Origin of the sequence: Roseibium sp. MMSF_3412 (assembly GCF_030733265.1) — a bacterium.
In the GTDB taxonomy this organism is placed as follows: domain Bacteria; phylum Pseudomonadota; class Alphaproteobacteria; order Rhizobiales; family Stappiaceae; genus Roseibium.
This window is the reverse complement of record NZ_JASHJI010000011.1, coordinates 155,785-179,767: the sequence shown is the minus strand read 5'-3', so window position 1 is coordinate 179,767 and position 23,983 is coordinate 155,785. Positions and strand designations below refer to the sequence as shown.

The following is a 23,983-nucleotide window of genomic DNA, read 5'->3' as shown; positions in this document are numbered from 1 at the left end:
GGTCTTGCTAGGGTCTTTGGGACGCTAGGGTGCGGACCCATAAATGAAGCCGATTTGGCAGCAGAAATGGCAAAATCTCGGGAGGAAGCGTGTGCAGAGCGGGCTTTTTTGCCCGGTCAAGCGCGGTGACGCTGCGAGGTGCAGCCATTTTGCCGTCCTTCGGATTTGGCCGTTTTGGCCATCTGCCACGTCGCGAAAGGCTTGAAAATGAAGCACATTTCCTGCGCTTTCGCTTCTCGCAGTTGGTCAAAACGATCCAAACCAAAATGACATCATTTATGGGTCCGTACCCTAGCCCGGTGCTAAACCAGCGCCGGGTCTTTGGTCTTTTGAGCCGCGTCTTCGGCGGTTGCTGAACCGCTCTCCTTCGGATTGGGGCCACCTTGCGCCTTTGCCGACTTGCCGGAGACCGCAGGCGGTTTGCGCCAGGGCTGACCCTTGAACCATGCAACCACATAGGCAACGGCAATAAGTGCCAGGAAGCCGCCGAAGTTGGTATAGATCTGCGCCGTCCATTCGCCGCGCGCCCAGGCCATGTCCCTGAGAATTGCGACTGCCTGGGCAATCACGAGGCTGGCCATGAAAACCGCCAGGGACTGCTGTCCCACCTTCTGGACGACGCGGACAAATCCGCCCCACAAGGCCCCGTGGCCAAGCAGGTACTTGCCGTGTTCACCGGCAGCCACCCAGGCGACATAGGCCAGCGCCAGGAAGTGCACGTAGCGCAGGATGCCGAACTCGGTCTTGACCCAGAGCGGCCTGATCGCCTCGCGCACCTCGCGTGCCCAGACAACGTCCAGATGGTTCTCGCTGTGAACGCGGAAATAGGCGAAGGGAACGGTGATCAGGATGATCGCAAGAGCGGCCAGTATAAGGTTCCGGTTGACCGGCGGTGCCGGGATCCAGCCACGCATGAAAGCGAAGCCGGTGAAGAACAGCATTTGCCAGGCAAACGGATTGAAGAACCACTTGCGCTCCGACCAGGGTTCTGCCGGCAGGTCGAGCAGACCGAACTGCGAGGCGAGCCACAAACCGATCGAGAACGCAAAGGCACCGGGAACCGAATAGCGGGCAATCAGCATGATGGCCGGCATCAAAGCCAGGATCACCACATACATCGGCAGGATGTCGAAATAGTTGGGCACCCAGGTCATCGTCATGAGACCGGGCAGGGCAATCTCGGTCTTGTTGTAGAGATGCCAGAGGTTCAGCGAATTGACGTAGTCCTGGGTCAGTCCGCAGCAATCGTTCAGGAAGCCGCTCTCGTGCAGCATGATCAGACCGACCGCAATCACCAGAAACTGGCCGATAAAGGCCCAGTAGACCTGCCACATGCGTTGCACGACACGTGCCGCGCCGATACCCCATCCATAGACATCGAACGTCTTGCCGAACGCGAGTGCGGACGCCATGCCGGAACAGAAAACGAAAATCTCCGTTGCGTCGGAAAAGCCGAAACGCGCCGGAATCCACAAGGTCCACCAGTTCCATGGCACGTGGGCGATGAAGATGATGAACATCCCGATCCCGCGAAAGAAATCGAGCCGCGGGTCGCGAGGACGTTTCGTTTGTGTATGTGCGTTCACGTCAAATCCAGAAAATTTAAGTCACTCGGGGAGGCCGGATCCCTCAATAGGAATTGGCGGCCCTGAGGTTCTCGTCTTCCATCACCTGTTCGGCTTTCTGCATCTTGCCGCAGATCTCAAGCCTTTGCTCGGCAAAGCGGTCGAGGGCACCGCGCTTGTCGCTGCGGCTCTTGATAATGGTTTCTGCTTCGCTCGAAAAGCCTGCACGCAGCGCAGCATCGATTGTTATGCGTTCGAACACGTCGCGCTGGGCGTGGGAACCGCCGATCGTATGCAGGCTGTCGCGCGCGGATGTCAGCAGCGAGAACGCGGATGCGTAATTGCCTTTCCGGTACTGCTCCAGGCCGAGCCCGGTCGGCAGCCCGGCATCTGCCGAGATACGGCCAAGATCCGTTTCCGTCTTCGACCGTTCCTTCAGACCGGTCAGCAGCCGGTCCGCCCCCATACGCCGTCCGCCGTTCAAGAGGGCGAGCAGATAGTGGAGATCGGCAAACACGTTGCACCCGTCCTCGGCACGCTTGTCGGAGAGCTGGGCGATTTCTTCCCAGCGGGACCCGACATCGACGCCTTCCAGTTCCAGCCGGACCAGAAGCGAGGCCGCGTTGGAAATGTCGCGGTAATCGTCCGTCTTGTCCTTGCGGATGTCGGCGTCGTAAAGCGCGAGCGCCTTGTCGGCCTGGCCCTGGTCGAGATACATCAGCGCGAGGTGCCACCACACATGGTAGCCGAAATTGTTGCAGTGGGCCCACCCGTCGGGATGGTTTTCCAGCCAGCCGACACCTTCCTCGGAGCGGCCGGTCATGTCATGCACATGCGCGACCGCATGCAGTCCCCAGGCATCGTCCCGGGCGAACTCAAGGCCCCTGCGTCCCGACGCTTCGGCGAGGCGGTAATCGCCTGTTTCCTCAAGCGAGAACGCCCGGCAGCCGAGCAGATAACCATAGGCGGGATGCTTTTCGTCATAGGCGGAATAGACCCGGTCAATGGATTGGCGCATGCCGACTGCATCGCCCAGCACAAACCGGATCGCGTGGATGAGCTTCATCATGAAGGCATCTTCGGGCACGCGCACCAGCATCGCATCCAGAAGATCCGCCGATCTGGAGGGGAAGCCGTCAAGCCAGACGTCGAGCGCCTGAACAAAGGCTGCTTCACGGTCGGTGATCGGCGTGTTCTGTGCGGATGTCTTTGCAATCGCAAGGCACTCGCGCGCTGTTGCGTAAAGCTCCTTGCGTCCGAGCAGAAGACAGAACATCCCGCGTGCGGCGTGGGCAAGCGCGAAATCCGGGCTGGCGCTCAGGCAGTTCTCAAGGTGAACCGGTGTCGTCTTCCCATGAGCCAGAAAGGCCAGCACGGTCGCATTCCAGGACGCAACAGCGTCCTTGTCCGTGAGAGTGAGATCATATCCAAATTGATCGCTGAGACGCATGTCTGGCCTTCTCGTTTCCCATGCTGACGGTTACCGTGCGTGTTCCTGACGACGCAAACGGCAGCAGTCAGCCGAATGAATACTCACCGCTAAAAATCCGCAGCCTTCTCATGAACTGCAAAACACAAAAAGGTGTTGGCAATGTGTAGTGCGGGCATTGAGCTTTGGATTGTGAAGATATGGCAGGTGATGCAAGGGTAAAGCCCGATTTTTTGGCACTCCGTTTGGGATAGGTTGCAGGGATCGGCAGTAGAAAAAGGTAGTGATTCTATGGCTGTCACGATTGGGAAGTCACAAGGCACCGTCGTCGCTGCCGCGGCTGGCCTGCTTGCGCTGATTTCGCTCGGCGCCTATGCCGAGGCGGGTATGCGTCAGGCTGTCGCAGTCCTGATCGGCGGTCTTGCGGGACTTTCCCTCTATCACGCCAGTTTCGGGTTCACCGCCGCCTGGCGGCGTATCGTGACCGAACGGCGCGGAGCGGGCCTGCGGGCGCAGTTCGTGCTGATCCTGCTGACCAGCGCGGTTTCGTTTCCGCTCATCGCCTGGGGAGGGCAGCTCGGATGGCCGACGGGAGGTTTCGTGTTCCCGTTCGGTGTCGCTGCGGCCATCGGTGCGTTCATGTTCGGCGTCGGCATGCAGCTTGGCGGCGGCTGCGGGTCGGGGACCCTGTTCACCGCAGGCGGCGGGTCGACCCGGATGATGATAACACTTGCCGCGTTCATCCTGGGTTCCGTCCTGGCAACGGCCCATCTGCATTTGTGGGGGCAACTGCCGAAACTGCCCGCGACGTCGCTCATCCGCGAGTTCGGGCCGCATGGCGCCTTTCTGGTGACGGCCGCGGTGCTCGGGACGCTGGCATTTGCAACCGTACGCATTGAACGCAAGGCCCATGGGGAATTGGCCGCATCGCGCAAGACGGACTCGTTCCTGACGGGGCCCTGGTCGCCGATGATGGGGGCCGTGATGCTGGCCATCGTTGGCATCGCGACCTTTGTGGTGGTCGGGCGGCCCTGGGGCATCACGTCGGCCTTTGCGCTTTGGGGCGGCAAGATTTTTCATGCGGTCGGTATTCCGGTCGACACCTGGCCGTATTGGACATGGCAGCGCGGCGCGCTGGAAAACTCCGTCCTGCGCGACACCACCTCGGTCATGGATTTCGGCGTCATCCTGGGCGCGATGGCGGCGGCGGCCCTGGCCGGCAGGTTCGCACCGGTCTGGCAGCTCAGCCGCCGGGATCTCCTGACGGCGATTGCCGGGGGGCTGCTGATGGGATACGGGGCACGGCTTGCCTATGGCTGCAACATCGGAGCCTATCTCGGCGGCCTGGTGTCCGGCTCGCTGCACGGCTGGCTGTGGCTGTTGTTCGGCTTTCTCGGAAGTCTCCTGGGCACGCGTCTGCGCCTCAGACTCGGGATGGGGTAGAGCGCGGGTTCCCTTGCACACCCGATTGTGAAGCGCGCGTGAACGCGTGCGCGATAGGCTCTCGTCAAACGCCTATTTTTTCTGAAGGACGGGCATATGCGCACCCTGCTCAGCTTCATTTTGCTGGTTTTCATCTCCTTTTCACCCGCCGTGGCAGACAGCATCACGGAACGCGAAGGCTGGCAGGTCATCGCCACGGACAAGGCCTACCAGGTGCTCGTCGATGATCTGAAGGCTGCCATCAAGGTCGAGAAGATGCTGCTGGTCACACAGGCGAGCGCGTCCGCCGGGGCAAAGGGGCGCGGGCTGACGATCCCGGGCAACCGCGTCATGGGCGTCTACCGCAACGACTACGCGATAAGAATGCTGGAGGCATCGGTCGCCGCCGGCATCGAAGCGCCGATCCGTTTTTATGTCACGGAAGACACCGGCGGAACTGCGACGCTGTCCTGGAAAACGCCGAGTTTCGTGTTCGCGCCTTACATGGAAGAGGGCGGCGATGCGCTTGCAGAACTGGCAGCGGAACTGGACGGCGTGTTCCAGACGATTGCCGACAAGGCTGTTGCATCCCGGTAACACACGGCTTTCATTGTGCTTTGGCGATTGGGGACGATGAAAGTTTGGGCTTGTCGTGACTCACTTGCAAGGTCACACTCAGGTCATCGTCAACTATTGAAAGGAGGTGTGCCCATGTCTAGTGAGTATCGGAACGTGGCCCGGAAGTCTGGGTGGAATGGATCGGTGCTGGAGCAGCCTCTGGTATTGCAAAGTTTCACCGGGATCTGATCCGGACCTAGGGTCTACGTCGATCTCATGGGAGGGCCGCACCGCGGCCCTCTTTTGTTTTTGCAGGTTTTGCGCGGTCAAACTCTTCGGCGCAAGGATCAGATGAGGCCGACGGCCTTGCGCACATCCTCGTCCCGCAGCGAGCAGTCGATACCGCGATAGGGGTCGCCCGCGTCCGTGCTGAGCCAGCAGATCGCCTCGCCAACCCACTCGGCCGGGATGTGCACGGACGGGTCCAGCTGGCTGACCGGATTGATGCCGGAGGCCTTGATATCGACCTGCATCTGGGTTGCGACGGTTCCGGGGCTGAGGCCGATCACGCGGATGCCCTTGTCGCCGAATTCCTTCTCTCCGCATCGTGTCAGAGAAAGCGCCGCCGCCTTGGACGAGCAGTAGTGGCTCCAGCCTTCCAGCGCCCCGGAGGCCGCTCCGGAACTGATATTGATGATGGTCCCCGCGCCGTTTTTGAGCATGTGTGGCGCGACGGCGCGCATCCCGTGATAGACGCCTTTGACATTCACATCGATCACCTCTGCCCAGGCTTCGGGATCGGACAGCTCGATTCGGCTGATGGGTTCGATAACACCGGCGTTGTTCACCAGGATGTCGAGTTTCCCGAAAGTGTCGAGGCAGGTTTGAACCGCCTTTTCAACGTCCTTGTAGTCGGCGACATTGCAGGTGACGGCTGCCGCTTCACCGCCACCGGCGTTGATCTCGGCGGCGATCCGGTCGATATCTCCTGCGGAACGCGCCGCGAGCATGACCTTTGCGCCATGTTTGGCAAAACTCCGTGCGGCGGCTTCGCCGATGCCGCGGCTTGCGCCTGTTACCAAGGCAACTTGTCCAGACAAATCAAACATAAAACGTCCCTGAAGTGGGCGGCCTTTTTGGGCCGCGTTGAACTTGGCGCGAACTTAGTGTGAGAAAGCCGCAGAATAAACAGTTCGTTTGCAGTAACGTCATGCAGGAAATACACGAATACGCGAACGAACCCGTTTGGGGGTTTGCGATCCTGTCCACCGGCCTGCATAACGGGGTGGACACTGACAAGGTCTGATTGATGGCTGCAGAAAAATCCGCGCTGCGGACGGGGCTCCGTCAGCTCTATTTCGGTCACTCGACGCGCGCACGGGTCTTCAGGTTCACCCTTCTGGCGTTCGACGTCCTCACGATAGGCTATTTCATCGTTTCCTCCGTCATGGATCCGGAGCGGCATTTTCACACGCTCGACTTCATACTCGCAGGCGTGTTGTCGCTGGATTACATCGCACGCCTGATCGCCTCCGCAACGCCCGCCCGGTACCTGTTCAGCTTTACCTCGCTTACCGACATCGTCGTTATCGCGTCTCTGCTTGCCCCGGTGTTCCTGGAAAACTTCGCCTTCCTGCGCGTCGTCAGGATGCTCCGGCTGTTGCGCTCCTATCATTTGCTGAAGGAACTGCGCGAGGCCTCAAGCTGGTTCCGCCGAAACGAGGACATCCTGCAGTCCGCCGTCAACCTCGTTGTCTTTATCTTTGTCGTGACCGCGATTGTCTATGTTATCGAGGACGAGCGAAACCCGAACATCAACAATTACCTCGACGCGCTCTATTTCACGGTGACGACCCTGACGACAACGGGTTTCGGCGATATCACCATGACCGACAGCGTCGGGCGCCTGATGACCGTTCTGATCATGATTTTCGGCGTGGCCCTGTTTCTCCGGCTGGTGCAGACCATCTTCAGGCCGTCAAAGGCGCGGGTCAGCTGCCCCGACTGCGGTCTGAACCGCCACGACACGGATGCGATCCACTGCAAGCACTGCGGACGTATGCTGAATATCCCGACGGAAGGGGCATGGGACTGAGCGACGGTCTTCTCGCTGACTTGTGATGATGACAAGCTGGACAAAGCGGCCGTGACGCCCTTCTCTTCGGGGCGGCCGCTCCGACCTGCGAGCGGGACGTGCGTGACAGGAGCCGATCTTGATTTCAAAAACGTTATCCGCTGCCGCCTGTGCCGCCTTGCTGGCATCAAGCTTCCTGGCTGTTCCGGCCTTCTCTGACGAAACGCCGGGTTGCGGCGGCGAGACCCCGTGCATGCTGGATGGCGGCGAATACTACATTCACTTGCCGCAGGAGAGGGGTGAGGATGAGCCCCTGGGAGCGATTTTTTACCTTCACGGACACCGCGGCAAGGCCGTCAACGCCATCCGGAACCAGGGCTTTCAGCGCATGGCGGACAAGCTCGGTGTGGCCTTTGTTGCCGTGCAGGGCGTCAACGGCACGTGGTCGTTTCCGACCGCACCGAGAAACCTGCGCGACGAGTCGGTGTTTTTCGACAACGTGTTGAGCGATCTTGAAGACCGGTTCGGTGTCGAACGGGACAAGACCATGCTGTCAGGGTTTTCTTCCGGCGGGTTCATGACCTGGTATCTGGCCTGCGAAGATGCCGGCCGTTTTTCCGGATACGCGCCGATTGCGGGGGCGTTCTGGGAACCGCTGCCGGAAAACTGCCCGACCGACAATCCCTACCTGTTTCATGTCCACGGAACCAGTGACACCGTTGTTCCGCTGGCCGGACGCTGGCTTGGTGGCGGACAATGGAAGCAGGGCGATGTTTTCGAAAGCTTCGACGTCTGGCGGCGGCAGAACGGCCTGTCCGAGGCAAGTTCCGAAAAACTGACCGACGGCAATCTGGAATGCCAGCGCTGGGCGCCCGAAGGCGGACTGTTTGAACTCTGCCTGCACGACGGCGGCCACAGTGTCGAGGCCAAATGGATCGAACGCGCCTGGACCGAACTTGGCGCGATCAGGGGCTGGGACCGGAAAAGCTGAGCACTCACACAGGATTAACAGGAATGTGAGCCAAGGTGTTGCACGCGCAATCCGGCCGGAGTTGACGGGGAACGGGCTATGTGTCCATGTCCCGTTGAAACGTCAGTCAAAAGGTGTTGCGTGTCCCAGTCCGCCTCCAAACCCGGTGCCTTGTCCGGTCTTGTTGTTCTCGATCTCTCGCGCATTCTTGCCGGGCCCACCTGTACCCAGGTGCTCGGCGACCTTGGAGCGGAGGTTATCAAGATCGAGCGTCCTGGCCGTGGCGACGACACGCGCGGCTGGGGACCGCCTTTCCTGAAAGATTCCGCAGGCAGCGAAACCGCCGAAAGCGCTTATTATCTCTCGTCAAACCGGAACAAGGCTTCGGTTGCCATTGATCTGGCAACGCCGGAAGGCCAGAAGCTGATAGCCGATCTCGCGATCAAGGCGGACATTCTTGTCGAGAATTTCAAGGTGGGCGATCTCAAGCGGCGTGGTCTTGACTACGAGACACTCAAGACGCTCAACCCCGGGCTGATCTACTGTTCGATTTCCGGTTTCGGTCAGACCGGTCCCTATGCGCACAGGGCGGGGTACGACTTCCTGATCCAGGGCATGGGCGGGATCATGTCGCTTACCGGTTTTCCCGACGACGAGGGCGGGACCGAAACCAAGTGCGGTGTTGGCATCGCCGACGTGATGTGCGGCATGTATGCCACCGTCTCGATCCTGGCCGCGCTCAACCACCGCCACACGACCGGCGAAGGCCAGCACGTCGATATCTCTCTGCTCGATGCCCAGGTGTCCTGGCTGATCAACCAGGGTGTTGCCTATCTCGTCTCCGGAAACGTGCCCGGGCGGCTCGGCAACGGTCACCCGACCATCGTTCCTTATGAAACCTTCCCTGCGGCGGACCAGTCCTTCATCATCGCTGTTGGCAACGACACACAGTTCCAGAAATTTTGCGATGTGGCGGGTGCACCCGAACTGGCGGTTGATCCCCTCTATGCAAGGAACGCCGACCGTGTCCGCAACCGCAAGCAACTGATCCCGCTGCTTCGCCGCCTGACCATTGACAGGACTGCTGCTGCGTGGATCGCCGAACTGGAGAATGCCGGTGTGCCTTGCGGCCCGGTGAACGATCTCGCGCAGGTCTTTTCCGACCCGCAGATCCTGGTACGGCAGATGCGTATAAGCCTGCCGCACCCGGTCAGCGGGACGGTGGATCTGATCGGATCTCCGATCAATCTTGAAAAGACACCTGTTGCCTACACCAAGGCGCCGCCGATGCTCGGTGCGGACACCGCCGACATCCTGCAGCGCCACCTCGACATGACCGACGCGACGTTGCATGCCCTTGCCGACAAGGGCATTGTCGGCCTTGCAAACGCACCAGAACACAAGGAAAAATCCGCCAAATGACCACCGGCGCAGATATCATTGCCGGCAAGCTTCATGCTGCCGGTTGCCGTCATGCCTTCGGCATCCCCGGAGGCGAGGTGCTCGCCCTGATGCAGTCCCTCGATCAGGCCGGGATGAATTTCGTTCTGGTCAAGCACGAGAATGCCGGCGGCTTCATGGCGGAAGGCGGCTGGCACGCGGACGGAGCGCCTGGCGTGCTTCTGGCAACCATCGGTCCGGGTGCTGCCAACGCCGTCAATGTGGTCGCCAATGCCTGGCAGGACCGGGTGCCGCTGATCTTTCTGACCGGCTGCGTCGACCAGGGCGAGGCGGAGAGCTATACGCACCAGGTTTTCGATCACCAGCAATTGCTGCGCCCCATCGTCAAGGCGAGCTTTTCCGCCCGTCTTGGCGCACTGGACGTCATGATGGAAAAAGCGCTGGCGATTGCGCTCGACGGCCAGCCGGGCCCGGTTCACATCGATGTGCCGATCAAGGTTGCGGAAGCGGAAACGGAAGAATCCTGGTCGCAGTCTTTCCAGTCGGCGCCGGTCGCAACGAGGGCGGCAACAGGCACGGATCTGGATACCGCGATGGCGCTTTTTGCAAAGGCGGAGCGTCCGGTTGCGATTGCCGGTGTCGATGCAGTCAATGAAGGCGCGTCGTCGGCGATCAGCGATTTCTGCAGGGAGTTCAAGATTCCGCTCGTCACCAGCTACAAGGGCAAGGGTCTTCTGGATGAGAACGACCCGCTGGCGCTGGGCGGTGCAGGACTGTCGCCAAAGGCGGACGGGCATCTTCTGCCGCTGGTCAATCAGAGCGACTGTATTCTCCTGCTCGGCTATGACCCGATTGAAATGCGCATCAACTGGCGTAATCCCTGGGACACGGATGCATCTGTCATCGACGTGACGCCCGTGCTCAGGACCCATGGCATGCACAGCGTTTCCGCAACCCTGCGCAGCGGGGTTGTGCCGGCGCTGGAGCTTCTGAGCGCGGCGCGCAAACCGGACCGGTCTTCGTGGCCGGGCGGCGAACCGGAAGCTGTCAGGGCCGAGCTTTCGGCAGGCTTCGCAGCGGAGACAGACGGTTGGGGTCCTGCGACGGCGTTCCACACCCTGCGGGATGTCATGCCCGCCGAAACCGTTGCCACCGCAGACAGCGGTGCTCACCGCATTCTTGTCAGCCAGATCTGGCGCTGCCCGATGCCGCGCCAGATGCTTCAGTCCTCGGCCCTGTGCACCATGGGCTGCGCCGTCCCTCTGGCCATGGGCCACAGGCTGGTCGAGGGATCGTCACCGGTGATCGCATTTGTCGGCGATGCCGGCCTTGAAATGTGTCTTGGCGAGCTGTCGACCCTCAGGGATCTGAAGATCCCGGTGATCATCTGCGTCCTCGTCGACACCAGCCTTGCACTCATTGAGCTGAAACAGCGCGGCAGCCAGAGACCCAATGTCGGTGTCGATTTCGGCGAGACGGATTTCCCTGCCGTCGCGCGCGCCTATGGCGGTCACGGCGTCTGGATCGACAACGCCGACGACCTGAGACGGGAAACAACGGACGCACTTCAGCGCGACGGCTTTACCATTCTCGCCTGCCGCATTGAACGGCGTGCCTATGACGGCGCGTTCTAGGAACGCTTCTGCTCACCAGGGTACCGTGTCAGGCACGGTTCCCTAGGGTTCGAATTGAAGCGGACCGAAACCTCACGGCAGAACGGCTGTTCCCTCGATCTCGACCAGGAATTCCGGCAGGGCGAGCGATTGCACGCCGAGCCAGGTGTTCGGCGCCGGTGTCACATCGCCCCAGAATTCGCCGAGCGCCATGCCGACGGGCTCGAGCTTTTCCGGCGTGTGGTTCACGACATAGGTTCTCAGCCGGATGAGATGCTGCGGACCAAGTCCCTGATCTGCGAGCACAGCCTTCAGGTTGGCCAGGCATTGACGCGCCTGTGCGTTGAGGTCGTCTCCGCCGACAAGCTGGCAATCCTTGTCCCAGGCGACCTGGCCGGCAAGGTGCAGGAGCCTGCCCGGCTCTGAAACGGCTGCGTGGGAGAAACCCCACTGAACGCTGTTGTAGAGTGTTTCGGGGTTGATACGATCGGACATGAGACCCTCTTCACAATAAACGGTAGGCCTTCACTTTAGCCGAGTGCCCGCTCTTGGCCACCCCTTGCGCGATACGTTTGTGTTATCTGGCACTGTTGATGGGCGCGGCGGCAGGGAGCCAGGCCGCGCCCGATTGTTCAGGCCGTCTTGATCGTGTCCTTCTGGCCGTGTTTCCAGAAGCCAAGGCCAAGAAATCCGCCGAGTACCCCAGCAAGCAACAGGCCGGGGGCGGGCAGGGGAACCGGTGTCATCGGGGTCGTGACGGGTTCGAACTCGGTGACTTGCGCTTGCCGCGTGATGCCGATCGCACCCGTTACCTCGATCCCGGAGAACGTGAGTGATGCCACATCGAAGGACCCGGCAAGACCGGTGATCTCGACAAATCCCGTGCGCGGGATCCGGGCCGGATCTGATGGGCCGAGGACACCCGGCAGAAAGTCCGACCGCTCTGTCGGGAGGCCGACGGTCGCATCCAGCGCAGTGGTGAGAGCGTCAACCCGGGTGAAGAGCAACGGGGTCAGGCTCGTATCCAGAATACGGACACCGACAGCATCAACGCCTCCGAACAGATCGGCCGGGGAGAGCCTCAGCAGAAGCGAGTTCGGTTCAAGTTCCTGAGCGCCGAATGTAGCGAACGCGTAGCTGCCCCGGATCGTGTCACCGGCACCAACGGGAACGGCGTAAACCGCACTCGACAGGGACGCCCAAATAGCCGCGGCCGTGAAAAGTTTCCTCAACATCTGAAATACTCCGTGTTTGAAATAGTTGGCACTCAGTTCTCCTTGGACGCCGGTGTTGTGAAAATGGCGTCCTGGATCAGGCGGCAGGTGTTGGGTCCGGCCGTTCCGTCGGCCTTCGCCGTGTCGGGGAAGGGAGGCGGCAGGCTGTCGTCCCGGCAGCCACCGCGATAACTCGTGAGCATCGAGGCGGCGATGTCCGGCAGCAGCGGGCCATGGTCGTTGAGCACAAGATGGATCTCGCTCGTCTCGGGCCTGTCGAAGCGCTGGTCGTACCAACCACCGGAAACGCTGCCTGCGGGCAGATACGCGGCAAATTCCGCGCTTCCATCCGGGGCATTGACGACCCCGTCGGCGTAAACGATTTGCGTGCCGACCTCCGCGGCCCTGCCGATGACGTCCTCGGCCGTGCACGGCTTTGCCGAGCAGTTTTCCGGCCGTGTCATGATCACCCACCAGGCTGTTGTGACATGGCCTGGAACGAGTTCGGACGTGTGCAGTGTCATTGTCGCGCCATTGGCCGTTCGCGACAGCCGGGCTTGCGAACCCCTGATCGGTATTGCCGGTTGCTCGGACGTCGCCATGTGTTCCACCGTCCGCGCGATCATTGCCGCTTCGGTGGCGTGGGCCCCTGTTGCGAGGACGGCAAAGCCGGCTGTGGAGACGAAGGCCTGCCGGATCAATCTGGAAACAGTCAACATCGTTAGCTCCTTTCAAGCGTGGGTCTTCAGGGGGAATGGGGTGGGCATTCGCCGGCGGAATGGGTGCCCGGCGCGATATTCTGGTTGAATCTGAAGAGGTTCGCCGGATCGTACGTGCGCTTGATCGCGGCAAGGCGGGCAAGATTGCCACCATAGGCGCGTGGCGCGTTGCCTTCGGCCTCGGCAATGAAATTGACATAGCACCCGGGCACCGCGTGTGCTGCGATCTGTTCTGAAACGTCCTTCAGCCAGCCGGTCATCCGGGGGTCATCACGCTCATCGCGCCAGCGTACACCGGGCGTTGTCATGAACGGGATCTGGCGATGCGGGAAGGCGGTGGCATTCTCACCGACGTCGGCAACCGCACCTCCTAGAAGACAGATCAGCAGTTCCGATTCCGGGGTCGGGAGACCGGAAGCCAGATCCACAAGCAGATCGATCAATGAGGGTGTCAGAGTGTGATGGTTATGTGCGCGCCAGTAATTGCGGGCGCCAAAATCGTAGGCCGCATCGAGAAAGCCTTGGGCCTCTGTAAAGGGTCTGGGTGCCAATGCGCTTCCGAGGGGTTCGGCACCGCCATGAAGAGACTGCAGGTCAGCCTGCGCCTCATCCGCTGGCTCTGCGTGAAACTGCATCAGCGTCAGGACCTTGGTCCCGTGAACGCTTTCAGGCAGAACCGGCACTGGCGGCGCGGTCATCAGGTTCGCCCACACGCAGGCCTTGCGCGGCAGCAGGGGAGCGTGTTCCGCGTAGGCGGCAAGAACCCGCCGCGCGTCTTTCAGCGCAAAGAAGGTCGGGCCGAAGAGCACCTGCGGGCCGACCGGATGCAGCCTGAATGTGAATTCGGTCACGACACCGAAATTGCCGCCGCCGCCGCGAAGTGCCCAGAAGAGATCCGGGTGTTCATCTTGCGAGCAGACCGCGACCGTGCCGTCCGCCAGCACGATTTCTGCCGAAAGCAGATTGTCGACGGCAAGTCCGTGAAGGCGTGCCAGCCATCCGAAACCACCTCCAAGGGTCAGTCCTGCGACCCCGGTCGAGGAGACGACACCGCCTGGTGCTGCCAGTCCGTGGGCCTGTGCGGCAGCATCGAAATCGGCCCAGGTTGCGCCGCCGCCAACGCGCCCAATCAAGTGCTCCGTGTCGATCTCGATTTGCCTCAGTGACGACATGTCGATCATCAGCGCACCGTCGGCAACCGCTGATCCGGCGATGTTGTGACCGCCACCCCTGACGCAGACCTTCAGCCCGCACGCGACGGCAGTCGTGATAGCGTTGCGGACATCGTCTTGGTCCCTGACGGCAACGATCGCGGCCGGGAACCGGTCAATGGTCGCGTTCCAGACCTGTCTTCGCTCGGCGTAGCCGGCATCGCCGGGAAAGCCGGCGACAGGGCCGAGACGTTCCGCCAGCCGGGAATTGAGAAGGTCTTCCATACCGTCGTCCGATGTCCGCTTTCTGTTGATCGTGGCGGCAGCGTGCCGGGAGTTGGGAGCGCAAGAAACTCACGAATGTGCAGTAACTCCAGATTCTGGAGTTGCTGGGCCTCTGGCGCCGCCATAGTCTTTTCGTGAAATGACGCTGGATGTGAGGAGGAGTGCCGAATGCCGTATAAGGGTTATGGACAGTACTGCCCGCTTGCCTTGGCCGCAGAAGTCCTTTGCGAACGCTGGACTTTGCTTGTCATCAGTCGGGTCATTGATGGCTGCACGCGTTTCAACGAAATTCACCGGGGTGTGCCCAAGATCTCCGCAACGCTGTTGAGCCAGCGCCTGTCGAGCCTGGAACATGCAGGTCTGATCACGCGCCGTGCGCTCGACAATGGCCGCGGCTTTGCCTACGAACTCACCGATGCCGGGCGGGATCTCGATCCGATCATCATGAGCCTGGCGGTCTGGGGCCAGAAGTGGTCCCGCGACATGGAAACGGAAGATCTCGACCCCGCCTTCCTCGCCTGGAGCATGCACACACGGTTGAATGTGGATGCCATGCCCGAGAAACGGATCGTGATGGAATTCGCATTTTCCGGCACCCACAAGGGTTTCAGCCGTTTCTGGCTGGTGGTGCAGGATGGTGAGGTCGATATGTGCCTGAAATATCCGGGTTTCGAGGAGGATCTGTCGATTTCGTCGGATATCAGGCGGTTCGTCGAAGCCTGGCGCGGGATGCGCGACTTGCGCAGCGAAATCGCCAACGGGCATATCACCGTCGTCGGGCAGGAAAAGTACCGCCGCGCCCTGCCGGACTGGCTGATGCTCAGCGCCCTCGCCCGCTTTCCAAGGCAGACGGGAACCGAGGCGGATCTTGGCGAGAAGGCACGGGTGGCGCAGGCAGGCTAGCGGGGCCGGACAGACGGAACCATCCTGGGCGAATTTCTGCATCCCCCGGTGGACACGGGCGAGAAGAGGGTGGTTGCCTTGTGCGGCTCGTGGAGCGGGACCGGAAAAGAGGCGAAGTGGCCAGTGGTTATCTTCTCCGGTCAGGGCTAAGGCCGGTGTCGATCAACCAACCCGGACCACCTGACCGCACGCAAGCGCGTTCAACGTCCTCCGAAAAGTTCGGACATTTTGAAACGTTCACTCATGATCGCGTTGTTGAGCAAATTTGCGTGCCCGTGCCACCGTTGCTCAAGCGATCTCATTTCGTTGATGACGTCCTGCCAGAAATACCACATCAGATTGGTGTAGAGGATGGATTTTTCATTGCCTGAGAGATCGGGGTAGGTTTTGCCGAGATACTTGTCGATGTCCTGCCGAAACTTTCTGTACCAGACAGCCTGCTCGTCTTTTGTCATCAGCAGCAAACCGGCGATGTAAGGCTTGAGACCAATGAATTCCTCGGAGTAGTGATTGGCAACGGCCGTTGCCACGTCCTCCTTGAGGAGCTGTTTGATTTGCGCCTCACGCGCTTCGATATTCGCCGACAGAAGTTGGTGACGGGTCGCCCCGGTGGAGTTTTTCAGGAGTTCGGCGCGCAGTTTTTCGTATTCTTCCGGTGAAAAATCCTTGTGGCTGATCATCGCGTTGGCCAACTTGTACACACGCGACAAGGCGGAATCTTTAACCGTGTAGGTTAGGGCAGCACCAACAGGAAGAGAGGCAATCGTTTTGACGATCTGTGCCTTGACATGTTTCGAAAAAGCAATGCGCAGCGGATGCGTGACAGTGATTGAGGTCGCTCCCTCGGCACTGAACACGGTAGCGGCAGTGGTGATCTGCGGCGTCGCCATTGAAAAGGACGTGTAGGAAGCGCCCGTCCCTGCGAGGAAGTAAGTGGTTGCCGCGTAGGCTGCGACACAGGCAAAAATGCCGGTAGCCGCCACGATAATTATGTCTCTTCGGGCCTGATCAAGCTCATCGATCCTGGCACGGAGGCGAGCCGTTTCATGCTCCGCCTGATAGGTTCGTTGCCATAAGGCAGACCTGATCACGACTTCGCGCTTCTTTTCCATCAGTAGCTCGATCGCAGCCTTGTGGGCTTCAAGCCTCAGGATGCGCTTCTCTTTTTCTCCTTTTGGCATAAATCACCCCTTGGAATCATTGCGTTGCACACTTTCTGTTTCGTTTCCTCAATCGATCGATTGGGAACAATAGAGGCTACAGGTCATTGCGTGAAGTGCGGTGATTGCTGTCACAGAGTTTCCGGTTTCCTTCATTTTCTGCCCCAAATTTGTTCTCCCGGACACGTCAAACAATCAGTCCGGGTCACCTGATCGCACACATCCACCCGCTCGACCGGAACCGATAGAGTTTTGATAGTCCCGGCAAATCGCCGTCTTGTTTCAGACGCCGATGCACGCCCCGTGCATCGCCAAAAGGCGTCGTCACACGGATCCGTAGACCACGCAGGGTCGTGTTCGGGGAGGTGGATGGAGATGGTCGGTCGCAGAGTGGAAGGGAGGCCGGGTTGACACTTTTCTATGATCCAGCCCATGACGGCGGCGGATTATCTTTGCATGAATCTTATGGAAAATTGAAAAACGCCAGGATCATTGCGGTCTGTCATGACAACCTCGCATCGAAACGATCCAAACCAGACCTGCTTAATTTACCAGCCCGTACCCCAATTCAGTCAGGCTGCGGACGAAAGCGGCGTCTCGCGCCGCGACTTAAGCCAGAGGCCCGCTCCCAGTAGGACGCCGATCACATCGGTCCGCCAGTCCCCCGAAATCATGAACAATGCCGCTCCAAGCAACAGAACGCGCCAGACAGGGCCAAGCGGACCCATCAGGTAACCCTGCACGGCGCCTGACAGGAAGTAGACACCAATGATCGCGGTTATGGCGTTGCGGATGATCTCGAGCCAGCCCGCCTCCATCAGAAGACCGGGGCTATAGAAGAACATGTAAGGTACGATGAAAGCGGCAAGACCGACACGGAATGCGGTCACGGAAGTGCGCATCGGTTCGGCCCCGGCAATCGCCGCGCCCGCATAGGCGGCAAGCGCCACCGGCGGTGTGATCGCCGAGACAACCGCGAAATAGAAGACGAAGAAGTGCGCGATCAACGGTTCGATCCCGAGTTCGATCAAGCCGGGAGCCACGACCGAAGCGGCGACCGCATAGGCCGCTGTGGTTGGCATTCCCATGCCCAGAATGATCGAGATGATCATCGCGAAAATGAGCGCAAGCAGCTTGCTTGTTTCGGCGAGTTCGAAAAGAAGTGACGAAAACCGGGCACCAACGCCGGTCAGTGAGATCACGCCGACGATAATGCCAGCGGTCGCACACACCGAAATGATCTGGATTGACATTTGCGAGGCATTGCGCAGCGCCTCGATGATTTCACGGGGCCCCATCTTGAAAGGTGTCAGCCAGCTCACGACGGCGGCGGAAGCAATTGCGAGCGTCCCGGCGCGGATCACCGAATAACCGAGGAACAGGGAGCCCACGAGAATGATGATCGGCAGGAACAGGAAGGCCTGCTTCGCCAGGTTCCGGAACTTCGGCACCTCTTCATCTGTCATGCCGCGCATGCCAAGCCTGCGCGCCTCGAAATCGACCATGAAGTAAATCGACACGAAATAGAGCACGGCTGGAATGAGCGCGGCGATCACGAGCTCGGTATAGGGAATGCCTGTGATCTCGGCCATGATGAACGCGCCGGCACCCATGATGGGCGGCATGATCTGGCCGCCGGTGGACGCGGCGGCTTCAATCGCGCCGGCCGATTGCGGCCGGTAGCCGACACGTTTCATCAGCGGGATCGTCAGCGAGCCGGTCGACACGACGTTGCCCGCCGAGGTGCCGTTGATCATGCCCATCAGACCTGACGCAAACACCGCGACCTTGGCGGGCCCCCCGCGCGCACGGCCTGCCGTGGCAAAGGCGAGGTTCACGAAATAGTCGCCGACCTTGGAGCTTTGCAGGAAGGCCGCGAAAATGATGAAGAGTATAATGTAGGTCGACGACACCGCCGTCGTCGGGCCGAGAATGCCGTTGTCCGTGAAGACGTAGCTGAAGAAACGTTTTGCATCGTAGCCACGATGTTCCAGGAAGCCGGGAAGCCAGGGGCCGAGAAAGGAGTAGGTGACAAAGACAGTCGCGATGACGACGAGCGCCATGCCGGCGACGCGCCGTGTAAGTTCCAGCATGAGTGCCATCGCAACGAAGGCCGCCCAGGCATTTTGCGGGTCGGCGAAGGGAGTGCCTGCCCGAAGTCTTAGATTAAGCGCATCAAGACTGAGCGCGATAAAGCCGGTCGACGCAATGCTGGCTAAAATGAGCACCCAGTCGATCGGTGAAACGGATCCATCCCTGCCGCGCAAAAACCAGCCGGCAAGAATGGCAAGCATAGTTCCGGAGCCGAGCGCGATCCCGAAATACGCGAAAGTCGCGTCGGGATTTTGAACCGTGCCGCTGCTCCAGTACTGGCTTACGCCATAGGCGGTGAGGGCGAGCGCGTAGAGAACGGGCAATCCCGCGAGAACCGCAATGATCCACTCCAGCTTGTCGTTGCGCCAGCGTTTGTCGTTGCCCGCAATCGCACCTGGCAGAGCGAACCCCAGGACGAGCGCACCCAAGATGTGGAGAATGCGAAAGAGCCAGGTTTCAAGCGGTGCAATGTTCAGGCTGTAGAGGTGCCAGGCGGCGTAGAGCACACACAGAAGGCCGAACACTTTTCCTTGCCAGCCTTCAAGGCCGGTATGCGCGCCGCGATCGACGCTGGCGGAGATGGGCTCGGATGGTTCTGACATGGCGGCAGGGTCTCAAAGGTTCGCGCGCAGAGCCCGAGCCGCGGTCGCGGCCCGGGCATTTTCCAATCAGCGAAAGGAGAGCGGAAATCAGCCGCCCAGGGCTGGATCGATCTCGAATCCGTTTTCCTTGAACCAGCGTACAGCACCTGGATGCCAGGGAATGAACGCGTTCTTGTCGTAGTTTTCAGGAAGCGTTTCGATGGCAGCCTTGTGAATGTCGAGCATCTTCGGATTGTTGCTCATCACGGTGTCGACAACCGCATAAACGAAATCATCCGGCAGGTCGGCGCGGGCAATTGCAAAGTTCCACATGGAAACGCTTGCATGGTCTTCCCCTTGCGAGGGATAGGTGTCCGCCGGGATGGTGAAGAGTGAAACCGGATGGTCTGCGGCGATCTTTTTCGCCTGCTCTTCGGTCATGCCGAAAAAGTTCACATCCGCCTGGGCTTCCACTTGCGAGAAAGCCGGGAAGGGAACGCCTGCTGCCCAGGTATAAACGTCGATCAAGCCGTCCTGCAGCTGACCGGCAAGGTCGGCTGCACCACCATGTTGGGCGTCGACATTCTTGCCGAGCGTTTCAAAGAAGCGAGGCCAGTAAGTGCCGGGCGTACCGCCAACCGGGCCGAAGCCCACTGTCGCGCCGTCAGGGATCGCATCAAGACTGTCGATGCCGGAGCTTTTCAGCGTCATCACATGGAACGCGGTCTTGTACATCGGGAAAATCGCCCTGATGTTATCGTGCTTCAGACCGGGGGCGAGCGCACTTTCGCCATTGATCGCATCAAAGGCGGGACCCATTGTGACCATACCGAAATCGAGATCGCCGGTTTGCACCAGTGCCGCGTTCTGTACCGGTCCGGCCGTTACTTCAGCGCCGCCTGGAATGCCGAGTGCGTCGGCAACCATGTTGGTCCAGCCTGACCCATAGACGAAATAGGTTCCGCCCTGGCTTGCAGTGCCGACGGAAAAGCTGGTCGGCCAGTCACTGCGGTCTTGCGCCAGTGCTGCCGGGGCGAGAAAACTCGCGGTAAGTACCACGGCCAGTGTCGCTGGCACTCGTTTCGAAAAAAGGCTCAATAAACCTGTCACGCTATTTGAAACCATCGAATTCCTCCTCAGATCAAGACGACCTACATCTTGTTCGTTCAAAGAGTCCCAGTTGCATGTCCAGCGATGTTTGCAGTCTTTGGAGGATCAGATTGAGCAGAGATTCCAATTATCAATATCCGGCGCGATAACATTTTTGACAGGACATGCTTTTGTTATGCGTCAAGGCAATCGCCTGCAGCTATGAGCCCGGATTACGGGAGCGCCATTCAAAAGGCGATTGAAACTGCGCGTTCAAGTAAAACACCCGTTTCAGTCTTCGGGAAGAACAGACTTGGTTCAAACCGTCGGCACGTCGCTCGCTTTTGCACGTTGCCTCCGGGAGGTCTGCGTTCCCTTCTGTGGCTACTGGACCTCTGTCGTTCGTGCGCTTATGTTGCACCTGCGAAGAAGATGCATCCCGGCTGGAACCGGGGGTGGGAGGATGAGCATGATAATCTGCCGGACAAAGGCGGAGATGCGCGAGACTGTCCGGAACTGGAAGGCGGAGCGGGCGACGGTCGGACTGGTTCCGACCATGGGTTATCTCCACGAGGGACACCTCGGCCTCGTTCGGATGGCGCGCGGCACGGTGGATCGCACCGTCGCCAGCATCTTCGTCAATCCAACCCAGTTTGGCGTCAACGAAGACCTCGACACGTATCCGCGCGATGAGGCGAGAGACCTGGAGCTTCTGGAAAGAGAAGGCGTCGGAGCGGTTTTTCTGCCGGGTGTTGAGGAAATGTACCGGCCCGGCGAACCCGCCTATGTCGAGGTTCCGGAACTGTCCGGGATCCTGCAGGGCGCACTGCGTCCGGGGCATTTCCGCGGCGTCTCGACTGTCGTGACGAAGCTGTTCAACATCGTCACGCCCGATCTCGCCGTGTTTGGCGAAAAGGACTACCAGCAGCTCACCCTGATCCGGCAGATGGTGCGCGATCTGGACATGCCGCTTGAAATCCTCGGTCACCCGACCGTTCGCGAGCCCGACGGTCTTGCCATGTCCTCCAGAAACGTGCGCCTGAAGCCTGATCACCGGCAAGAAGCCGTTGCGCTGAACGAAGCGCTCGACAAGGCCGAGGCGATGGCGAAGACACGTCCCTCGATTTCAGATCTGGAGATGGCGGTCAGGTCACGTCTGGAAAACTCCCGATCGGCCACGACTGAAAGCATCGACATTCGCGATGCCGACACGCTTGAAGAGGTATCCGGTCCCTTTGATCGCCCTGTCGTCATCCTGCTCGCGGTCCGCTATGGCACCGTGCTGCTGATCGATCAGCGTGTCGTTGCGCCGGAACTTTGAACCATAAGGATACCAGATGAGCGCCCAGAAACCCGTCCGCCGGCTGACGGCCCCCCAGATCGCAAAGCGCAAGGGCGGCGAGCCGATCGTGTCGCTGACATCCTACCACGCGCACACCGCATCCATCGTCGACACCTACGCCGACTTCATCCTGGTCGGAGACAGTCTCGGCATGGTCATGCATGGCATGGAATCGACGGTGGGTGTCTCGCTCGACCTGATGATCATGCACGGCAAGGCGGTCGTCAGGGGAACGAAAAAGGCCCTTGTGGTCGTCGACATGCCCTTTGGCAGCTATGAGGAAAGCCCGTCGGAGGCCTTTCGCAACGCCGCGCGCGTCATGAAGGAGACCCAGTGCGGTGCGGTCAAGCTGGAGGGCGGCGTGCGCATGGCCGAAACCATCCGCTTCCTGACCGATCGCGGCGTCCCGGTGATGGCGCATATCGGCCTGACGCCGCAGTCGGTCCATGTCATGGGCGGGTTCAAGACGCAGGGTCGGCAGCAGGACGACTGGGATCAGCATTTCGAGGATGCACGCGCGGTGACCGAGGCCGGCGCTTTCGCGGTTGTCCTGGAAGGCATGGTGGAACCGCTCGCCGCGCAGATCACAAAAGAAATTCCGATACCGACGATCGGCATCGGCGCTTCGGCCGACTGCGACGGCCAGATTCTGGTGCTGGAGGACATGCTTGGGCTCAACCCGGCACCGCCGAAATTCGTCAAGGTCTATGGCAGTCTCGGCGGCCAGATCGAAGCAGCGGTCAAGGCTTACGCGGACGAGGTCAAGGAGCGCAGTTTCCCGGCGGAAGAGCAGGTCTATCGCTGATTTGCGGCACGAAAGAATAAACGCCCGATTTCCGGCTGCATTAGGGTGAAGGACGGCTTATGGTCAGGCCATGCTGATGACCCGACCTGATTTCGATACGCTCTACGAAGCGCTGCTCAATCGTGATCCGTCCTATGACGGGCGCGTCTTCGTCTGTGTGGCTTCCACCGGCATCTTCTGCCGGCTGACCTGTCCGGCGCGCAAGCCGAAACGGGAGAACTGCACGTTCCATGAAACCGTGGGTGAATGTATCGATGCCGGTTTCCGACCTTGCAAGCGCTGCAAGCCGACGACGCCGGAGGCGAGCGCGGACCCGGTTGTCAAATCGCTGATCGGGGCGCTTGAAAAAAGGCCGGGCTACAGATGGGGCGAACCGGACATCGTCAGGATGGGGCTCGATCCGTCGACAGTGCGCCGCGCTTTCAAGCGGCATTTCGGCATGACCTTTCTGGAAATGGCACGCCAGCGCCGCCTGCAGGAAGGGTTCTCGACGCTTGCCGAGGGCGGCAAGGTGATCGACGCCCAGATTACGGCGGGCTTTGAATCGCCGAGTGCGTTCCGGGAAGCATTTGCGAAAATCCTCGGGCAGGCGCCCGGAACCTTTTCCGATGACCCGCTGCTGGTTGCCGACTGGGTGTCGTCGCCGCTTGGTCCGCTGATTGCCGTCGCCGACAAGACGCAGTTGCATCTTCTGGAGTTTCTGGACCGCAGGGCCCTGCCGGCCGAATTCAGGAAACTGCAGACCTATGCGAAGGGCAGGATCGGCTTCGGTCGAACCGGCATCACCGATCAGATCCAGGAGGAGCTGGATCGTTTCTTTGCCGGCAAATCAGGTGTTTTCGAAACACGTCTCGCGTTGCACGGATCCACCTTCACCAGGGATGTCTGGCGGGAGCTTCTGAAGATCCCGGCGGGTGACACCAGAAGTTACTCCGATCTTGCCAGCGACCTCGGTCGGCCGACGGCGGTCCGGGCGGTGGCACGTGCCAACGGGGCGAACCAGATCGCGATTGTGGTGCCCTGTCACCGTGTGCTGGGAGCCGACGGATCGCTGACCGGATATGGCGGCGGGCTCTGGCGCAAGCAGCGCCTGATCGAGTTGGAACGGAGCTATGCGGCCGCCAATCCAGCGCCGTGGAGTGCGCAGCAGATTTGTCAGGATTTTTAGGTTCGAGCCCTGCAATGACGGGTGGCGGATGATGTTGTTCGGGGTCCAGCCCAACCCACAAGGGTCATGCCATGGCTTGACCCGCTGTTGTCCGGTTTAACTCGGAATTGATCGCGAGAGGCGAACACCGGTCAATGATCTTGTCATTCCGGCTGAAGCGGAGCGGAAGGCCGGAACCCAGTAAACACTTGTTTCTCTTTCTTTTTACAACCTCCAGCCGCTTGGAGTACTGGTTCCCGGTCTTGCCGCATTTGCGTCAAACCGGGATGACAAATCGGGGAAACGTATCTGTATCCCGGTCTTGCCGCGCATGCGGCAAGACTGGGGTTTGAACAAGGACGGCCTTGCAAGAGACCACTGGTTCCCTGCCTTCCGCTGCGCTTCAGCAGGGATGACAGTCTGCAGATGCGGGCGCGCCCTATGGAACCCAATTAGCGATA

At 60.2% G+C, this 23,983-nt stretch carries 20 protein-coding genes; 10 read left to right on the top strand and 10 right to left on the bottom strand.

The features are described 5' to 3' along the window. Positions 1-302 precede the first annotated feature (302 nt). Both RBB49_RS19220 and RBB49_RS19215 read right to left on the bottom strand, forming a co-directional pair. Positions 303-1,586, bottom strand: a complete 1,284-nt coding sequence (locus RBB49_RS19220) for an OpgC family protein (protein WP_306144495.1) — start codon at positions 1,584-1,586, stop codon at positions 303-305. A 43-nt stretch (positions 1,587-1,629) separates the two neighbouring features. Beyond that, positions 1,630-3,015, bottom strand: a complete 1,386-nt coding sequence (locus tag RBB49_RS19215) for a tetratricopeptide repeat protein (RefSeq protein ID WP_306144494.1) — start codon at positions 3,013-3,015, stop codon at positions 1,630-1,632. Between the two features lie 270 nt (positions 3,016-3,285). On the opposite strand from RBB49_RS19215, the gene RBB49_RS19210 reads away from it, so the two are divergent. Continuing rightward, positions 3,286-4,437: a YeeE/YedE family protein gene (locus tag RBB49_RS19210; RefSeq protein WP_306144493.1), complete on the top strand. Its 1,152-nt coding sequence runs from the start codon at positions 3,286-3,288 to the stop codon at positions 4,435-4,437. A gap of 96 nt (positions 4,438-4,533) precedes the next feature. Further along, complete coding sequence (locus RBB49_RS19205; RefSeq protein WP_306144492.1) at positions 4,534-5,013, top strand: DUF302 domain-containing protein; 480 nt, start codon at positions 4,534-4,536, stop codon at positions 5,011-5,013. 308 nt (positions 5,014-5,321) lie between these two features. Here RBB49_RS19205 and RBB49_RS19200 read toward each other — a convergent pair whose 3' ends face one another. After that, positions 5,322-6,083: an SDR family oxidoreductase gene (locus RBB49_RS19200; protein WP_306144491.1), complete on the bottom strand. Its 762-nt coding sequence runs from the start codon at positions 6,081-6,083 to the stop codon at positions 5,322-5,324. Between the two features lie 200 nt (positions 6,084-6,283). Here RBB49_RS19200 and RBB49_RS19195 point away from each other — a divergent pair, with 200 nt between their 5' ends. The 4 genes from RBB49_RS19195 to RBB49_RS19180 all read left to right on the top strand — a co-directional run bounded on the left by RBB49_RS19195 (position 6,284) and on the right by RBB49_RS19180 (position 11,053). Beyond that, positions 6,284-7,069, top strand: coding sequence for an ion transporter (locus tag RBB49_RS19195; protein WP_306144490.1), 786 nt, complete (start codon positions 6,284-6,286; stop codon positions 7,067-7,069). A gap of 118 nt (positions 7,070-7,187) precedes the next feature. After that, on the top strand, positions 7,188-8,039 hold the full coding sequence (locus RBB49_RS19190) for a PHB depolymerase family esterase (RefSeq protein ID WP_306144489.1): 852 nt from the start codon (positions 7,188-7,190) through the stop codon (positions 8,037-8,039). 120 nt (positions 8,040-8,159) lie between these two features. After that, positions 8,160-9,440 (top strand): CaiB/BaiF CoA-transferase family protein, encoded by a 1,281-nt coding sequence (locus RBB49_RS19185; RefSeq protein ID WP_306144488.1) that lies wholly within the window; start codon positions 8,160-8,162, stop codon positions 9,438-9,440. Then, positions 9,437-11,053 carry a thiamine pyrophosphate-binding protein gene (locus RBB49_RS19180; RefSeq protein WP_306144487.1) on the top strand — a complete coding sequence of 539 codons (1,617 nt, stop codon included), beginning with the start codon at positions 9,437-9,439 and terminating at the stop codon, positions 11,051-11,053. The genes RBB49_RS19185 and RBB49_RS19180 overlap by 4 nt, the downstream gene beginning before the upstream one ends. A gap of 72 nt (positions 11,054-11,125) precedes the next feature. Here RBB49_RS19180 and RBB49_RS19175 read toward each other — a convergent pair whose 3' ends face one another. From RBB49_RS19175 to RBB49_RS19160, 4 genes are all read right to left on the bottom strand, one after another. Beyond that, on the bottom strand, positions 11,126-11,527 hold the full coding sequence (locus RBB49_RS19175) for a RidA family protein (protein WP_306144486.1): 402 nt from the start codon (positions 11,525-11,527) through the stop codon (positions 11,126-11,128). A gap of 137 nt (positions 11,528-11,664) precedes the next feature. Beyond that, positions 11,665-12,267 (bottom strand): hypothetical protein, encoded by a 603-nt coding sequence (locus RBB49_RS19170; RefSeq protein WP_306144485.1) that lies wholly within the window; start codon positions 12,265-12,267, stop codon positions 11,665-11,667. Between the two features lie 32 nt (positions 12,268-12,299). Beyond that, entirely contained in the window at positions 12,300-12,965 is a 666-nt protein-coding gene (locus RBB49_RS19165; RefSeq protein WP_306144484.1) for a hypothetical protein, read from the bottom strand. A 26-nt stretch (positions 12,966-12,991) separates the two neighbouring features. After that, positions 12,992-14,401, bottom strand: a complete 1,410-nt coding sequence (locus RBB49_RS19160; protein ID WP_306144483.1) for an FAD-binding oxidoreductase — start codon at positions 14,399-14,401, stop codon at positions 12,992-12,994. A gap of 168 nt (positions 14,402-14,569) precedes the next feature. Here RBB49_RS19160 and RBB49_RS19155 point away from each other — a divergent pair, with 168 nt between their 5' ends. Continuing rightward, a complete protein-coding gene (locus RBB49_RS19155) occupies positions 14,570-15,304 on the top strand; it encodes a helix-turn-helix domain-containing protein (RefSeq protein WP_306144482.1) in 735 nt (244 codons plus the stop codon). Positions 15,305-15,504: 200 nt separating this feature from the next. Here RBB49_RS19155 and RBB49_RS19150 read toward each other — a convergent pair whose 3' ends face one another. The 3 genes from RBB49_RS19150 to RBB49_RS19140 all read right to left on the bottom strand — a co-directional run bounded on the left by RBB49_RS19150 (position 15,505) and on the right by RBB49_RS19140 (position 20,198). Beyond that, complete coding sequence (locus RBB49_RS19150; protein WP_306144481.1) at positions 15,505-16,485, bottom strand: Ig-like domain-containing protein; 981 nt, start codon at positions 16,483-16,485, stop codon at positions 15,505-15,507. Between the two features lie 551 nt (positions 16,486-17,036). Further along, positions 17,037-19,160: a TRAP transporter permease gene (locus RBB49_RS19145; RefSeq protein WP_306144480.1), complete on the bottom strand. Its 2,124-nt coding sequence runs from the start codon at positions 19,158-19,160 to the stop codon at positions 17,037-17,039. An 87-nt stretch (positions 19,161-19,247) separates the two neighbouring features. Next, on the bottom strand, positions 19,248-20,198 hold the full coding sequence (locus tag RBB49_RS19140; RefSeq protein WP_306144479.1) for a TAXI family TRAP transporter solute-binding subunit: 951 nt from the start codon (positions 20,196-20,198) through the stop codon (positions 19,248-19,250). Positions 20,199-20,697: 499 nt separating this feature from the next. On the opposite strand from RBB49_RS19140, the gene panC reads away from it, so the two are divergent. The 3 genes from panC to RBB49_RS19125 all read left to right on the top strand — a co-directional run bounded on the left by panC (position 20,698) and on the right by RBB49_RS19125 (position 23,543). Further along, complete coding sequence (panC, locus tag RBB49_RS19135; protein ID WP_306144478.1) at positions 20,698-21,549, top strand: pantoate--beta-alanine ligase; 852 nt, start codon at positions 20,698-20,700, stop codon at positions 21,547-21,549. 16 nt (positions 21,550-21,565) lie between these two features. Continuing rightward, positions 21,566-22,375, top strand: a complete 810-nt coding sequence (gene panB / locus RBB49_RS19130) for a 3-methyl-2-oxobutanoate hydroxymethyltransferase (protein ID WP_306144477.1) — start codon at positions 21,566-21,568, stop codon at positions 22,373-22,375. 70 nt (positions 22,376-22,445) lie between these two features. Continuing rightward, positions 22,446-23,543, top strand: coding sequence for a bifunctional transcriptional activator/DNA repair enzyme AdaA (locus RBB49_RS19125; RefSeq protein WP_306144476.1), 1,098 nt, complete (start codon positions 22,446-22,448; stop codon positions 23,541-23,543). Positions 23,544-23,983: the final 440 nt, after the last annotated feature.

Coding starts and splice junctions, on each gene's coding strand:
- RBB49_RS19215 (WP_306144494.1), bottom strand. CDS start 3,015: ATGCGTCTCAGCGATCAATTTGGATATGATCTCACTCTCACGGACAAG.
- RBB49_RS19210 (WP_306144493.1), top strand. CDS start 3,286: ATGGCTGTCACGATTGGGAAGTCACAAGGCACCGTCGTCGCTGCCGCG.
- RBB49_RS19205 (WP_306144492.1), top strand. CDS start 4,534: ATGCGCACCCTGCTCAGCTTCATTTTGCTGGTTTTCATCTCCTTTTCA.
- RBB49_RS19200 (WP_306144491.1), bottom strand. CDS start 6,083: ATGTTTGATTTGTCTGGACAAGTTGCCTTGGTAACAGGCGCAAGCCGC.
- RBB49_RS19195 (WP_306144490.1), top strand. CDS start 6,284: ATGGCTGCAGAAAAATCCGCGCTGCGGACGGGGCTCCGTCAGCTCTAT.
- RBB49_RS19180 (WP_306144487.1), top strand. CDS start 9,437: ATGACCACCGGCGCAGATATCATTGCCGGCAAGCTTCATGCTGCCGGT.
- RBB49_RS19175 (WP_306144486.1), bottom strand. CDS start 11,527: ATGTCCGATCGTATCAACCCCGAAACACTCTACAACAGCGTTCAGTGG.
- RBB49_RS19170 (WP_306144485.1), bottom strand. CDS start 12,267: ATGTTGAGGAAACTTTTCACGGCCGCGGCTATTTGGGCGTCCCTGTCG.
- RBB49_RS19165 (WP_306144484.1), bottom strand. CDS start 12,965: ATGTTGACTGTTTCCAGATTGATCCGGCAGGCCTTCGTCTCCACAGCC.
- RBB49_RS19160 (WP_306144483.1), bottom strand. CDS start 14,401: ATGGAAGACCTTCTCAATTCCCGGCTGGCGGAACGTCTCGGCCCTGTC.
- RBB49_RS19155 (WP_306144482.1), top strand. CDS start 14,570: ATGCCGTATAAGGGTTATGGACAGTACTGCCCGCTTGCCTTGGCCGCA.
- RBB49_RS19150 (WP_306144481.1), bottom strand. CDS start 16,485: ATGCCAAAAGGAGAAAAAGAGAAGCGCATCCTGAGGCTTGAAGCCCAC.
- RBB49_RS19145 (WP_306144480.1), bottom strand. CDS start 19,160: ATGTCAGAACCATCCGAGCCCATCTCCGCCAGCGTCGATCGCGGCGCG.
- panC (WP_306144478.1), top strand. CDS start 20,698: ATGATAATCTGCCGGACAAAGGCGGAGATGCGCGAGACTGTCCGGAAC.
- panB (WP_306144477.1), top strand. CDS start 21,566: ATGAGCGCCCAGAAACCCGTCCGCCGGCTGACGGCCCCCCAGATCGCA.
- RBB49_RS19125 (WP_306144476.1), top strand. CDS start 22,446: ATGCTGATGACCCGACCTGATTTCGATACGCTCTACGAAGCGCTGCTC.